The sequence below is a fragment of the Nocardia salmonicida genome (assembly GCF_036142455.1).
Taxonomy (GTDB): domain Bacteria; phylum Actinomycetota; class Actinomycetes; order Mycobacteriales; family Mycobacteriaceae; genus Nocardia; species Nocardia salmonicida.
In genome coordinates, this window is the sequence record NZ_CP108014.1 from 4,382,685 (window position 1) to 4,396,651 (window position 13,967).

Annotated in this window: 14 protein-coding genes; 4 read left to right on the top strand and 10 right to left on the bottom strand. The window is 67.4% G+C overall.

The features are described from left to right. Nucleotides 1–11 precede the first annotated feature (11 nt). Nucleotides 12–1,961 (top strand): TerD family protein, encoded by a 1,950-nt coding sequence (locus tag OHS03_RS20610; protein ID WP_328656313.1) that lies wholly within the window; start codon nt 12–14, stop codon nt 1,959–1,961. 56 nt (nt 1,962–2,017) lie between these two features. Here the strand turns inward: OHS03_RS20610 and OHS03_RS20615 are convergent, their stop codons facing one another. Continuing rightward, nucleotides 2,018–3,313 (bottom strand): putative glycoside hydrolase, encoded by a 1,296-nt coding sequence (locus tag OHS03_RS20615; RefSeq protein ID WP_328656314.1) that lies wholly within the window; start codon nt 3,311–3,313, stop codon nt 2,018–2,020. Nucleotides 3,314–3,497: 184 nt separating this feature from the next. Between OHS03_RS20615 and OHS03_RS20620 the strand changes: the two genes are divergently transcribed. After that, entirely contained in the window at nt 3,498–4,490 is a 993-nt protein-coding gene (locus tag OHS03_RS20620; protein WP_328656316.1) for a polysaccharide deacetylase family protein, read from the top strand. Between the two features lie 11 nt (nt 4,491–4,501). On the opposite strand, the gene OHS03_RS20625 is transcribed toward OHS03_RS20620, so the two are convergent. Both OHS03_RS20625 and OHS03_RS20630 read right to left on the bottom strand, forming a co-directional pair. Further along, nucleotides 4,502–5,794: an outer membrane protein assembly factor BamB family protein gene (locus OHS03_RS20625; protein WP_328656319.1), complete on the bottom strand. Its 1,293-nt coding sequence runs from the start codon at nt 5,792–5,794 to the stop codon at nt 4,502–4,504. A 61-nt stretch (nt 5,795–5,855) separates the two neighbouring features. Further along, a complete protein-coding gene (locus tag OHS03_RS20630) occupies nt 5,856–7,154 on the bottom strand; it encodes an RNA-guided endonuclease InsQ/TnpB family protein (protein WP_328656321.1) in 1,299 nt (432 codons plus the stop codon). Between the two features lie 87 nt (nt 7,155–7,241). On the opposite strand from OHS03_RS20630, the gene OHS03_RS20635 reads away from it, so the two are divergent. Together OHS03_RS20635 and OHS03_RS20640 are read left to right on the top strand one after the other, a co-directional pair. Next, nucleotides 7,242–7,988, top strand: a complete 747-nt coding sequence (locus tag OHS03_RS20635; protein ID WP_328656323.1) for an acyltransferase — start codon at nt 7,242–7,244, stop codon at nt 7,986–7,988. A gap of 64 nt (nt 7,989–8,052) precedes the next feature. Next, complete coding sequence (locus OHS03_RS20640) at nt 8,053–8,592, top strand: DUF1697 domain-containing protein (protein WP_328656325.1); 540 nt, start codon at nt 8,053–8,055, stop codon at nt 8,590–8,592. An 8-nt stretch (nt 8,593–8,600) separates the two neighbouring features. Here OHS03_RS20640 and OHS03_RS20645 read toward each other — a convergent pair whose 3' ends face one another. The 7 genes from OHS03_RS20645 to OHS03_RS20675 form a co-directional block, all read right to left on the bottom strand. Then, nucleotides 8,601–8,807 carry a helix-hairpin-helix domain-containing protein gene (locus OHS03_RS20645; RefSeq protein ID WP_328656327.1) on the bottom strand — a complete coding sequence of 69 codons (207 nt, stop codon included), beginning with the start codon at nt 8,805–8,807 and terminating at the stop codon, nt 8,601–8,603. A gap of 67 nt (nt 8,808–8,874) precedes the next feature. Continuing rightward, complete coding sequence (locus OHS03_RS20650) at nt 8,875–10,053, bottom strand: THUMP-like domain-containing protein (protein ID WP_328656329.1); 1,179 nt, start codon at nt 10,051–10,053, stop codon at nt 8,875–8,877. Further along, nucleotides 10,054–11,031, bottom strand: coding sequence for a class I SAM-dependent methyltransferase (locus tag OHS03_RS20655; protein ID WP_056812277.1), 978 nt, complete (start codon nt 11,029–11,031; stop codon nt 10,054–10,056). 107 nt (nt 11,032–11,138) lie between these two features. Next, a complete protein-coding gene (locus tag OHS03_RS20660; protein ID WP_056815776.1) occupies nt 11,139–11,915 on the bottom strand; it encodes an enoyl-CoA hydratase-related protein in 777 nt (258 codons plus the stop codon). A gap of 10 nt (nt 11,916–11,925) precedes the next feature. Next, nucleotides 11,926–12,732, bottom strand: coding sequence for an NUDIX hydrolase (locus OHS03_RS20665; RefSeq protein WP_062983988.1), 807 nt, complete (start codon nt 12,730–12,732; stop codon nt 11,926–11,928). Nucleotides 12,733–12,879: 147 nt separating this feature from the next. Next, complete coding sequence (locus OHS03_RS20670; protein WP_056812283.1) at nt 12,880–13,716, bottom strand: ABC transporter ATP-binding protein; 837 nt, start codon at nt 13,714–13,716, stop codon at nt 12,880–12,882. Nucleotides 13,717–13,734: 18 nt separating this feature from the next. After that, a complete protein-coding gene (locus OHS03_RS20675; protein WP_328656331.1) occupies nt 13,735–13,893 on the bottom strand; it encodes a hypothetical protein in 159 nt (52 codons plus the stop codon). Nucleotides 13,894–13,967: the final 74 nt, after the last annotated feature.

A 13,967-nucleotide genomic window follows, 5' to 3' on the forward strand; every position in this document is an offset into this window, starting at 1 on the left:
GAACCGCCGCTGTGACGTCTCCGCTGCTGTCCAAGGGCCAGAACATTCCGCTTCCCGGGGATGTCGACCGCATCGACATCGTGATCGGCTGGCCGGAACCCGAGCTCGAGGTCGACGCCTCCGCGCTGCTACTCGGCGCCGATCGGCGCGTCGGATCCGACGCTGATTTCGTCTTCTACAACCAGACCGAATCATCCGACGGCTCAGTGCGTTTCCTCGGGACGAGCGCGACCGAGGAAGGAAAACAGGCCAGGATCTCGATCGAGCTGTCAGCGGTTCCCGCACACGTGCACACCATCGCGCTGGCGGGCAGCGTCGGCGAGGGCACTTTCGGGGCGCTGGGCAAACTCGCGTTCCACGTCATGGATCCCGCCGGGCACTCGCTGGCCGAATATCTCACCGCCGACGCGGATACAGAGTCGGCGTTCGTATTCGGCGAGATATATCGACGGGACGGCAACTGGAAGGTGCGCGCCGTCGGGCAGGGATGGGACTCGGGATTGTGCGGGCTCGCCACCGATTTCGGTGTCGCGGTCGAGAACCCCGAACCTGCGGCCGTCGAGACAGCGGAGCCGGAAGTCGTTGCTCCCGAGCCACGGGCGGTTCAGGCACCGGCTCGTGGCGTGGTCACCACCAGGCGCGTGGTGCGCAAAACCAAACCGATCGAATTCCGGCAGGCCGAATCCGACGCCTGGCAACCCGCTCGTTTGTTCTCGGTCATCGGGGTGGGAGCGGGTGAGGAACAGGAGCGGCGCACAACCTCCGCGCTCATCGCCACCATGCAGGCCGTCCGGCCTTTCGCCCGCGCCATCTGCGCCCGGATGGGCGCGCCCGCAGGGGCTTTCGAGGGCTACTTCGAAGTGCAGTACGAAACGGGCGACACCAAGGTCATCCCGGATGCGGTACTGAAGGTGAGTCGCGGCGCCAAGCAGTGGACCGGTCTGCTGGAAGTGAAGACAGGCAACGGCAAGCTCCGGCGGGACCAGTTGGAGAGTTACCTCGATGTCGCGCGGCGAAAGAAGTACGACGCCGTCGTCAGCCTGTCCAACGACATCCCCGCCGGGCCGGGCGAACTGCCTGTCCAAGTGGACCGCCGCAAGCTGACGAAGGTCGCACTGCGCCATCTGTCGTGGGCCGAAGTGGCCCACGAGGCGCGCATGCTCGCCACGCACGGTGGCATCGACGACGCGCTGCAAGCGTGGATTCTCGCCGAGTTCCTGCGATTCCTCGACCATCCCCGTTCGGGCGCAGCCGAGTTCGTCGACATGGGCAGGCACTGGGTCACCGTCCGCGACTCCGTCACCCAGGGCACCCTGCGGGCGGGGGATGCGAAAGCTCTGACGGTCGCCGACACCTGGGTATCGCTGTGCAGGCACCTCGCGTTGCGACTCACGGCCGAGCTCGGCGTCGAGGTCAAGCATGTTCTCGCCCGCAAGTTCCAGTCCGATCCGACCGCGCGCGCCGCCGCCGTGGCCGACCGGTTGGCCACCGACGGTTCGTTCGAAGCCGTCCTCCGCATCCCCGAAACCGCCGGCGACCTCACCGTCATCGCTGATGTACGTACCAACAAGGTCCGCTGCCGCACCACCATCGCCGCACCTGACGAAGGCACCCAGGCTCGGCGGGTGTCCTGGCTGACCAAGCAACTCACCGACGCATCGGGCCGCGTCCAGGTCGAAGCCGTCTTCGCCGAACGTGGCAACGAAACCTGCGAATTCCTCGACACCGTCCGCACCACCCCCAAGTCACTCATCGACGGCCGCACCAGCCCGATCGTCTCGTTCACCCTCGAACAGACCTTCCCGATGGGCAGCAAACGTTCCGGCACCGCGGCCAGCTTCATCGCCAGCGTCACGACCGCCACCGACGCCTTCTACGGATCGGTGGTGCAACCTCTGCGCGAGTGGGTTCCCGCGGCCCCCAAACAGGCCGAGGTCACTGCGACGGAGCCGGTCGAGTAGTTCTACGACCGCTCAGCGGATGTGCGAGATCCTGGGCCGTTCACCTGCGGGGCGGCTCAGGAAGGGGTGGAGGCAAGGCCGCCGCCGTGGTAGCGGGTGGCGGCGTTCCAGAGGAAGAAGCTGTCTATGCCCGCGTCTCGGGTGGCGTCGATCTGGGCGCGGAGTTCGGCGTCGCCGTAGGTGACGCCGAGGCTGAAGTCTTGGAGCCAGGGGGCTACTTTCGCGCTGGTGCCCGCGGTGGCCGCTCGGAAGTCTTGTAGCGAGCGGAAGACGATGTCGTAGGGCTGGGCGTTGGGGTTCGCGACGCCGTATTCGCCGGGGCCCCAATGCGATGGGTAGATCATGGGCGCCACGAAGTCGACGCTGCGCGACATCAGGGGGATATCCTGGGCGATCTCGTCGGGGCGGGTGGAGGCGATTCCGTAGACCGCGGCGCCCAGGTGCGCGCCCGCCAGGTGCACAGGGTAGCGGCTCTCGGCGAGGAAGCCCGCGACCGCAGTGGCGGGTGTGGTGGCGAGTCCGGCGAAATTCATGCTGGTCAGGCTGCCGTCCGGGCGGCGGACGTAGTCGTACATGATGCCGTCGAAGCCGAGCTGTGCGGCTTCCACCGCGAGAGCGATGTTGTATTGCCGCACTTCAGGATTGGCGAAATTGGTGAACGCGACCGGGCCGTAGTGGCTGGAATAGGGTTGCCCGGACGGATTCTGGACAACCCAGTCGGGCCGTCCGTTGTGCCAGGCCCAGCTCGCGAGAGTCGGATCGCGGAACGCGACGATGCGGCCGACCACCTGCAGGCCCATGTCGTGCAATTGCCGCAGAGCGGCCGGGGCATCGTAAATTGCTGCGGTGGCGCCGGATTCGACGGCCAGTGGTACCTGGGAGGCGTAGCCGACCACGCCGTCCTCGTCTTTGATATCGAGCTGCACGGTATCGATACGGCCTTCGCGTGCGAGGTCGAGGACAGCTTCGCGCAGGCCCTCGTGCGACCAAGCGTGGGCGGTGACGTGCACCGCGCGTATCCTCGGCAGCGTGCTCTGCGTGACCAGGGTGCTGCCGGCCTGATTGCCCTGGGCGTCCACCGCGACGACCTCGAAAGCCGGGGCCCATCGCACCGAGAGCTCGAATGTCCCGTCGGCGGCGGGGACCACCGAATCCGGTCCGATGGATACGCGCACCGCGTCGACGGCGGTGCCGCGCACCACGACCGGCGCACGATAGGAGCTCACGGGCTCGGGCGGCGTCACCCGGAGCGTCGGCGGCACGGTGTCCGCGGACGGCAACTCGGCCGATCTACTCAGTGCGAATCCGGCCACCAGGGAGACGACCAGCGCCGCGAGACCGACACCGATCACCGGGGCCATCCATCGCCGTCGATCGGCCCATCGGAGCTGCAATCCCAACGTCAACACCGCCTTCCAAAAACATTGACGCGCCAACTATTTCGCAGTTCCGACAGGGTGTACTCGGTATCGATAGATCGACTGTAATCCGTCGCCGCGGCGTAATATCGCATTGATGATGGGCGGTTCGAACACAATGTCGTGGCTCGCGTCGGCGGTCACGCTGGCCGCCGCACTCACGGCCTGCGCCGGGGTGGACAACGAAGCGGTGTCGACGGGTCAACCGGCCGCGCCCGTGACGACAGCGAAACCCGCACCACCGAATCCGGCCGAGATCGCCGCCAACGAACTGGGATTCGTTCCGGTGCTGATGTATCACCAGATCGCACCGAACCCGGCAGGCGAATACGACCAGACCCCGGCGGAGTTCCGCGACGAACTGGAACGGCTGTACCGCGAGAACTATCGCCCGGTGACCGCGGCGCACTACATCGCGGGCGACCTCGACCTGCCCGCCGGCACCCACCCGGTGGTGCTGACCTTCGACGATTCCACCAGCAGCCAAGTCAGTTTCACCGATTCCGGCGCGGTGGCCCCGGACAGTGCCGCGGGCATCCTCGCCGAATTCGGCGCCCGATACCCGGACTTCCGGCCGGTGGCCACCTTCTACGTCAACAACGACTCCTTCGGCGACGACCCGCGCGCGCTGCCATGGCTGATCGCCAACGGCCACGAAATAGGCGCGCACACCGCCGATCACGCCAACCTCGCGAGCCTGGACGCCGACCATGTGCAACGCGAACTCGTGCAGAATGTGCGCGCGGTGACCACGGCCGCGCCGGGCGTCACCGTACGCACCATGGCGCTACCGCTCGGCGTCTTTCCCCGCGATCACGCGCTGGCCACGGCGGGCGCCTGGGACGGCACCCCCTACCGCTTCGACGCCGTGATGCTGGTGGGCTCCAACCCCGCCCCGGCCCCGTACGGCGCGGTCGACCCCGGCGCGGTGCCGCGCATCCGATCGGGCCGGGGTGCCGTCCCGTTCGATTCGGTCTATTGGCTGGACTGGCTCGCCGCGAACCCGGACCAGCGCTACACCGCCGACGGCGACCCCACGCGCATCTCCTTCACCCGGCAGCGCGCGACAGAACTCGACGCGCGCTGGCAGGACCGAGCCAACCCGTACTGAGGTGAGCCCGGTCAGGCGTCCGGTGTGAAGGCGAAGATCTCGCCGAGGCGGGTGGCGACGACGACTTCGCCTTCGGGGCCGATGGAGGTGCCCGTGGTGGTGCCGGTGGCCGCCGGAAGCGGGTCGGAGTCGACGGTGTTGCCGGTGCCGGTGTCGAAGGTGATGAGATTGAGGCCCGCGCCGATGGCGGCGACGGTGTAGCCGATGTCGCCCGCGGTTTGCGCCGGCGTGCCGCGGAGGGTGAGATCCTTGCGCTCCCAGACGATCTCGGCCTTGTCACCGTTGTCGCGCAGTGCGGTCAGGTAGCCGTCGTCGCCCGCCGGGATGATCAGATCGCCCGCGACGGAGATGCCACCGCGAGGGGCCCACGGCAGGGGCTGAACCCAGCGGGTGGCGCCGTCGGCGGTGTCGAGGGCGATCAGGCGCTTGCTGTTGTCGCCGATGTAGACGGTGTCACCGTCGGCGGACAGGGTCGGGCTGGTCGCGCTGCCACCGGTGAGGATCTCGGCGCTCCACTCCTGGGTCACGGTGCCGTTGCCGTAGCGCATCGCGCGCAGGGCGGCGGCCTGCTTGCCCGGCTCCCAGACGGTGACGAAGAAACGGCCGGTCGACGGGTCGACGGCGGTGGTATTCGCGACGGCGCAGCGGGGGCCGCCGACCTGGCAGTCGTCGAGGCCGTCGCCGGAGGCGGGGCGGGTGAGGCCCGGGTATTTCAGGAAGTCGGGTTCGCCGAGCAGCTGCACCGTGGGCACCTCACGACCGCCGGTCTGACGGCTGAGGACGTCGACCTGGCCGGACTGGGTCACCGTCAGCAGCTTGCCGTCGCCGGTGAACTGGATGGCCACCGGGACGCCCGCGACGGGGGTGCGCCAGCGCGGCTGGCCGAGGTAGTTGAACGAATTCACCGCACCGTCGTCACCGACGTAGACATTGCTGACCCCGTCGAGCACGGTCGGCGCTTCGATCGTCGACGGCCCGAGCGGGTTGCAGAAGCGTTTGCGGCCGGTGAGCATCTGGAAGGAGAAGATCGCGCAGTTGCCGGTGCTCGTGGTGACGAACATCTGACCGTCGGCGCCGATCGTCAACGGCTGGGCGATCGGGCCACCCACCGGACGTGACCAGCTCAGCGACACCGACTCCGCACCCGACACCGGACTGCTGCTCGCATTGCCGCCGTCGTGATGCGTTGCGGGCCAACCCTTTCCGGCACCGACGGTGATGTCGTCCACATCCGTACCGCACCCGGCCAGCGCCACCACACCGGCGGCAGCGAGCGAGGCAACGACGCGAGTCCGAGTTCGCACTGCTGATCTCCCTGTGTATTGACGTCCTCCCGCGGATGGCACCGGGGGATTCCAACCGCTTTCAAGCGGCAGTTGGAGCGGTAGTCCCTCGCGGGATGTCCGCCTTGGATTCCTGCTTCATAGACCGACTAGCGCTGAGGTCTCCACAAGCTGTGACCGCACGCCCTGCGGCCAGAATATTTCGTGCGGCATTCACATCCGCGTTCAGGGTGTGACCGCAATGGGCACACCGGAACAGCGCTTGGCTCTTGCGCGATTCCGGATCCACTACTCCACATGCCGAACACATCTGCGACGTGAAAGCTGCAGGTACCACCACGATCCATGTACCCGTGTATCGAGCTTGGCTGGCCAGCGCAAGCTGCAACCTACGCCACCCCTTCGCAAGGATCGCCCTGTTCAGACCAGCCTTCTGGCGCACATTCACACCCGGAACCAACGCCGTGCCTCGCGCACTGCGGGTCATGTTCGTGATTTTCAAGTCCTCCACTGCCACCAGCGAATTCGCTGTCGCGAGTCGATGCGCAGTCTGTTCACAGAAGTCGGTGCGGCGATCCCGCTCCCGCGCACGGACAATACGCATCCGTGACAGGGTCTTGCCCCGGTTGGCGGAGCCCTTCTTTTGCCGCGCCAACTGCTGCTGTAACCGCCTGTAGCGTTTCGTTTCCCCAGCTGTGGCGAATACCCGGTCGAACATGACGCCGTCAGAACACGCCACGGCGACCTTCACGCCGCGATCCACGCCCACTGCGGAATCAGGTGCAGAATGCTGCTGCGGGGTCACCAGTCCATCCTCAACGATGAACGACACCATCCATCTGCCACCATCCCGCGACACCGTCGCGTTACGGACCTTTCCACCAACTGCCCGTGACATGCGGAACCGCACCCATCCGAGTTTGGGCAGCTTCACCCGACCCCACCGTTTGTTCAGCCTTTCGACGACCATCTTGCCGCCCTCCGGGAACCGGAACGATGGAACCCACCGTCGCGCCGAACGAAACCGCACTTTCCATGTCCCGTGCTCGCGACACGCCTTATCCAGATCCATCAGGGTCTGCTGCAAACAATGCCCCGGCGCGGCTTTCAACCACGTGTGGTCGACCTTCGCCGACGCGAGCTCGCCCGCTTGCCGGTGGTAGTCGATCCAACCATTGCGACGCCGGTAATCGCGCCGCTGCTCCAAACCGGTATTCCACACAGCCCGGCACACCGCAGCGAACCGCTCAGCGCAAACTTGCTGCTCAGCAGTGAGTTCGAGGCGGTACCGTCGACCGGTCAACATGCCGTCGATACACCGTTGCTGCAGCTCGACATCCGAACGCCCTATCTGCTCGCGTCGTTGATCGGGGTATGGCACGGTAAGTGTGCCCTGCGAAAGTACTCTGTGTACCCGACGACCGAATCCCCGGGGCAGGCCCGGCGGATCATGACGGGAGAGTAGTTCGTGACGAGCATGTGGGGCGCGCCGCTGAGCGCGCGCTGGCGTGGATCACGCCGCCGCGATCCGCAGCAGGCCCGATTTCTGACCAGGGATTCGCTGCGCTGGGTGCTCGCCAACCGCGCCTACACCCCCTGGTACCTGGTGCGTTATTACCGCCTCGCCAAGTTCCGCCTGGCCAACCCGCATATCGTGCTGCGCGGAATGGTCTTCCTCGGCCGCAATGTGGAGATCCACGCGACCCCGGAATTCGCGCGCATGGAGATCGGCCGCTGGGTGCACATCGGTGACGGCAACGCTCTGCGCTGCCACGAGGGTTCGCTGCGCATCGGCGACAAGGTGGTGTTCGGCAAGGACAACGTCGTCAACACCTACCTCGACATCGAGATCGGTGAGTCGACCCTGGTCGCCGACTGGTGCTACATCTGCGACTTCGACCATCGCATGGACGACATCAACATGCCCATCAAGGACCAGGGCATCGTGAAGAGCCCCGTGCGCATCGGTCCCGACACCTGGATCGCGGCCAAGGTGACCGTTCTGCGCGATACCAGGGTGGGGCGTGGGTGTGTGCTCGGCGCGCACGCGGTGGTGCGTGGGGACGTCCCCGACTTCAGCATCGCCGTCGGCGCTCCCGCCAAGGTCGTGAAGAACCGCAAGGTCGCCTGGGATGCGAGCGCCGAGGAGCGCGAGGCCTTCATGGCGGCGCTGGCCGATATCGAGCGCAAGAAGAACGCCGCGGCCAAGACCTAGCATTTCGCGGACACGGGAATCGGAAGCGAAGTGTCTGTCGGTGGGGGTCGGTACGGTCAGCACCGTGGAGAGTTATGCGGCGTTGCTGCGGGGGATCATGCCGACCAACCCGAATATGCGCAACGAGAAATTGCGCGGGGTGTTCGAGGGGCTGGGCTTCGAGAAGGTCGCCTCGGTGCTCACGAGCGGCAATGTCGTCTTCCGCACCGCTGACGACCCCGCCGACCTGGAAGACCGCATTCAGCAGGCACTCAACGCCGAACTCGGCATCCCCGGCGGCACCATCATCCGCAGTCATTCCGAACTGCGCGCGCTCCTCGACCGCGACCCCTTCGAAGGCCTCCCCCACGAACGCGGCTCCTATCTCACCGTCACCTTCTTCAAGGCGAAGATGCGCGAAGCCGATACCAAAGCCTTCGACGACGACCCCCTCACCCGCGTCATCGGCTACGACCGCAAGGCCCGCGCCTTCCTCACCGTCCTCGACAACAGCACCGGCGCAACCCCCGACTTCATGGCCCGGCTGGAGAAGACCTACGGCAAGGACATCACCACCCGCACCTGGCTCACGGTGCAGCGCGTGGTGAAGAAGATGGAAGCCTGACCAGCACCTCAGTCGGCGAAGGCGAGCCCACGGGCCGCCAGTTCCTCGCCGAGGATGCGGATGGACTTGGGTCCGACGCCGTGGATGGCGAGCAGTTCTTTCGCACTGATCTGGGTGAGCTGTGCGTAGCTGGTATAGCCGTGCGCGGCCAACTCTCGCGTCGCTACCTTGCCGATCCCCCGGGGGAATTCTGTCTCGGCCACCGCATCCGCCATCGTGCGCACCTTTCGTGTCCGGCTGTCTCTGACGACAGACTAGGTGCGGGCACCGACACGTGAGCTGTCAGTGGGTGGGCGCGACTGCTCGGCAGAGGAACACGACGCCGGCTCGGCCGATACGGGTGATCACCAGGGTGTACGGCGTCGAGCCCCGCTGCTTGAGCTTCTTGCGCAGGGCATCGGGATCGACGTCCACGCCGCGGATGAGGATTTCCAGAGAGCCGCAGTCGCGGCGGGCGAGCTCCTGGCGCAGGGTCTTCTCGCGGAGTTCGAAGCGGCCTTCGATGCGAAAGCCGCGCATGCCCGTGGGGACCGTGTCGCCGGTGAGGTAGGCGATCTGTGGGTCCAGTTGCCAGAGGCCGTGTTTCGCGGCGTAGTGGCGAACGAGACCGGCGCGGACGACAGCGCCGTCGGGGTCGATGATCCACTCGCCGGGAGCCCGATCGGGGATGTCGTCGGGGGCGGCATCGGTGAGAGTTGTCGCGCCGCCACGGGAGTCCAGGACGGTGGCGCGGCGGGTGACGCCGGACTCGGTGAGGCCGGGTGACCAGAGGCAGGCTTCGCGCACGGCGCCGTCGAGGGAGACGACCTCCACTTCGCCATCCCAGCCGAGGCGATCGAAATCCAGGCCGGGAGCCGACTTCACGGCGATATCGCGGCCCGCGTAGGCGGCGAGCAGATCCGGCAGCGGGGGTTGGAGCTTCGCGGGATCGTAGGTCCGGCGACCGTCGGCTCGACGAGCCGGATCGGCGATGATCACGGTGTCGCGAGTGGTCGGGACGAGGGCATCGGCCTTGGCCAACACAATGTTTCGACCGACGGCTGCGAGATTGTGGGCGGCCATGGCCAAGCGGACATCGTCGAGATCGCTGCCGACCACCGCCGGACAGGCCGCCGCCAGCTCGGACAGTTCCGCACCGATCGAGCAGGTCACGTCGTGGACCGCGCGACCGGCCAATCGAGCGGCCCGACGCCGGGCCACCAGCGCGGGTGTCGCCTGTTGCAGCGAGTCGTCGGTGAACAACCACTCGCCCGCCGCGGGCAGCTTCACCACGGCCTTGCGACGCAATCGCACGGTCTCGATCAGCGCGGGCGCCGAGTCGCCGTGCGAACGACGCACCTGCTCGATATCGCGCAGGTGCGTCGCGGGGGTCAGCTCCAGCCGGTCGACCTCGGCGAGCGCGGCACGGCCTGCCGCACTGCCGAGATAGGCGACATCGTCGCGGCCGAAGCGGTAGCCCACCTACTTCTGCGCCGCGCCCGGCTTCACGCCGGTGATCATCGCGTTGTAGAAGAACTCGCGCGGCACGACCTTGCGCAGCACGTTCTCGTCCAGCCAGCTCAGGCCCAGCCACGCGCGGTACTGCGCCAGGCGGTACGGCATGGTCAGCTTCTCGTCGGGGACGGCGGCCTCGAAGGTGCGCACCGGCCAGCCCCACAGGGCGGCGGCGAGTTCCTCGGTGGTGGCCTTCACATCGACGGCACCCGCGGACTTCGCCTTCTTCTCGAGATCGCTCGGGTCGAAGGTGTGCAGGTCGACGACGGCCTCGAGCGCGGCGGCGCGAGAGGACTCGTCCAGCTCGGTCTGCGGACGACGCCAGCCGGACAGGAACGGCAGCTTGGTGATCTCGGTGGTCACCTTCCAGGTGGCCTGGCCGAGGCGACGGGCGTAGATGTTGCCGATGGTGGTCGGCTCACCGGCGAACACGAAGCGTCCGCCCGGCTTGAGCACGCGCAGGCACTCCTTGAGCGCCAGCTCCACGTCGGGGATGTGGTGCAGCACGGCGTGGCCGCAGACCAGATCGAAGGTGTCGTCGTCGTACGGGATGGTCTCGGCGTCGGCGACGCGACCGTCGACATCCAGACCGAGGTGTTCGGCGTTGCGCAGCGCGACCTTCACCATGCCGGGCGAGAGGTCGGTGACCGAACCGGACTTGGCGACGCCGCCCTGCATCAGGTTGAGGAGGAAGAATCCGGTGCCACAGCCCAGCTCGAGCGCGCGCTCGTACGGCAGCGGAGCCGGGCCGACGGCGAGGTCGAACCGGCCGCGCGCATACGCGATACAGCGTTCGTCATAGGAGATCGACCACTTGTCGTCGTAGGTCTCCGCTTCCCAGTCGTGGTACAGGACCTGGGCGAGTTTGGTGTCTTTGCGCGCTGCTTCGACCTGGGCCGCGGTGGCGTGGGGGTTCGGCGCCGGGTCGTCGGGATGGACCGTCATAGAGGCCAGCCTAATATGTGTGTCTCGGCACGCCGCTGCTGGGACGAGGGACGGCCCTTTCACTCGACCGGTCGGCCCGGAACGGGTATTAACTTATCGGTAAGTTGCTACTTTCCGGTGAAGGTAGCGCTGTTCGGACCGTCGGCCGCGAACGTGCGCGTGCCGAGGCGGGCGTCGTCGGTGTCGAACAGGGCAGACCATTCGGTGACGGCGGTGGAGTGGCCGTGCGGCCCGGATTCGAAGACCGCCTTGGCAGCGGCGAGGGCGCGCGGGGCGGCGGTGACGAACTGGGCAGCCCAGGCGCGGGCGGCGGTGAGAACGTCGTCGGGGGCCACGACCTCGTCGACCAGCCCGATCTTCGCGGCTTCCTCGGCATCCACGAAACGGCCGGTATAGACGATGTCCTTGGCGCGGCTGGCGCCGATGAGAAGTGAGAGCCTGCGGATGCCGGAGAGCGGGATCAGGCCTGCTTTGATCTGCGGAAGACCCAGTTTCACGTTGTCGCCGATGATCCGATGGTCGGCGCCGAGCGCGAGTTCGAGACCGGCGCCGAGGCAGTAGCCGGTGATCGCGGCGACCGTCGGCTGCGGAACCCGCGAGAGACAACCGAGCGCGGCCTGGAGATCGGCGGCCATGGCGGCGGCCTGACCGGCGTCGAGCGCGGCCAGCTCCGACATCTCGTCGCCCGCGCTGAACACCCGCTCGTCGCCGTAGACGATCAGGGCAGAGACCCCGGGATGCTGGGCCACCGTGGCCGCCGCGGCCGCCACCTCACGGGCCAGCTGGGCGTCGACGAGGTTCAGCGGCGGACGATCGATGCGCAACAGCGCGACGCCACGGGTGGTCGGCTCGGCGGGCAGCTCGAGGGTCACGAATTCGGCCATGGGCCACAACCTACCGGCCGCCGAATGCACCCAACTGCGGCAGCTCGTCGAAATACCGTTCACTGTCGGGGAAGTCCGACAGCGGACGACCGCCCGCTCCCGGCGAGTACTTCGGCATGATCGACTCGATGACGCGTTCGGCGGCCAGCACGGCCGCGGTGTCGGCGAACCCGCACAGCGCGTCGAGCTGCGACCACGTCGGTGGCATCAGCACGTGTTCGCCCTCACGCCAGCTCGCCAGGGCGTCCTGCGGGGTCCGCCAGATCACCTGGGAGGCCTCGGAGGTGGCGCCGTCGGCGATCTGGCCCTGCGGGAGCACCGCGACGAAGAAGCGCGTGTCGTAGCGGCGGGGTTCGGCCTCGGGAGTGATCCAGTTCGACCACGGCCGCAGCAGATCGGCGCGCAACACCAGGCCCTCGCTCGCGAGGAAATCGGCGAGCGACAGTTCGCGGCGCTCGAGCTTGCCGCGCGCCTCGCGATAGCGCGCCGAGTCGTCGACGACAGTGTCCGCGGTCGGACCGGCGAGCAGCACTCCGCATTCCTCGAACGTTTCCCGCACGGCAGCGGCGACGAGCGCCTGCGCGGTCTGTTCGTCGGTGGCGAAACGCTTCGCCCACCACGCGGGTTCGGGGCCCGTCCAGGCGATATCGGCTGTTCCGTCGGCAGCGTCGACACCACCGCCGGGGAACACTGTCACCCCCGCGGCGAACGCCATCGCCTTGACTCGACGCTGCAGGAACACCTCGATCCCGGCCTCGCCGTCACGCACCAGCATCACGGTCGACGCGTCCCGCGCGGGGACCCCGGACTCACTCATACCGTTCCTCTCCACCACCGAACCGACTGCTCGGCGACCGACACCGCGGCCTCCCGGCCGCACTCGGCTGACTCCTGCGAGCGCAGCCGACCTCTCAGCACCCTAACGCCCGCTTGGTCGGCGGTGCGGAGAGATTCCCCTCAGCGGTCAGTTCCGGCGCCGATGCCCGCCCGAACGGCGCGCCCGCCGCGCGAACCAGCGACCGTCGATCCGGTCGAGGGCGATCGACTGGCTGAAGGCTCTGCTCAGATTCTCGGCGGTGACCACGTCGCCCAGGAGCCCCTGGCCGACCACCTCACCCTCCTTGAGGAGCAGCGCATGGGTGAAGCCGGGCGGGATCTCCTCGACGTGATGGGTCACCAACACCATCGCGGGCGCGTCGGGGTCGGCGGCGAGATCGCCGAGACGCTCGACGAGTTCCTCGCGCCCACCCAGGTCGAGGCCAGCGGCCGGTTCGTCGAGCAGCAGCAGTTCCGGATCGGTCATCAGTGCGCGCGCGATCAGCACCCGCTTGCGTTCGCCTTCGGACAGGGTGCCGTAGGTGCGGTCGGAAAGATGTTCGGCGCCCAGGGTTTCCAGCATGTCGACGGCGCGTTCGGTATCGATGTCCTCGTAGCGCTCGCGCCAGCGGCCGAGCACCGCGTAGCCGGCCGAGACCACGAGGTCGCTGACCTTCTCGTCCACCGGGATCCGGCTGGCCACCGCCGCCGAGGACAAGCCGATGCGTGGTCGCAGTTCGCTGACGTCGACGCGACCGAGCGTCTCCCCCAACAGATTCGCGTTACCAGAGGTCGGGTGGAGTTCGGCGGCGGCCATTCTCAACAGCGAGGTCTTGCCCGCGCCGTTCGGGCCGAGCACCACCCAGCGTTCGTCGAGCTCTACTTGCCAAGAGACAGGGCCGACCAGGGTTCGGCCCGAGCGGCGGATGGTCACGTCGGAGAAGTCGATGAGCAAATCGGGATCGGGTTGCGACACGCGCTCCATCTTGGCCCACGCGGGCTCTCAGCGCAGCGACCGCCCCGTACGAGATTCGTCCATCCTGGTCGTCAACGGGTCATTCGCAGTGCGAACTTCGCTACGCAACATCCGCGCGGCGACAAAAGAGACAGGCACCGACAGCGCGACCCAGACGATCAGGATCACCACAATTGTCGTCATCATCGCGGAACCTCCCTGTACCTCGACGTGCCAAGCTGTCCGTTACGTATACCCCCGGGGCACCCACGCCACACCGC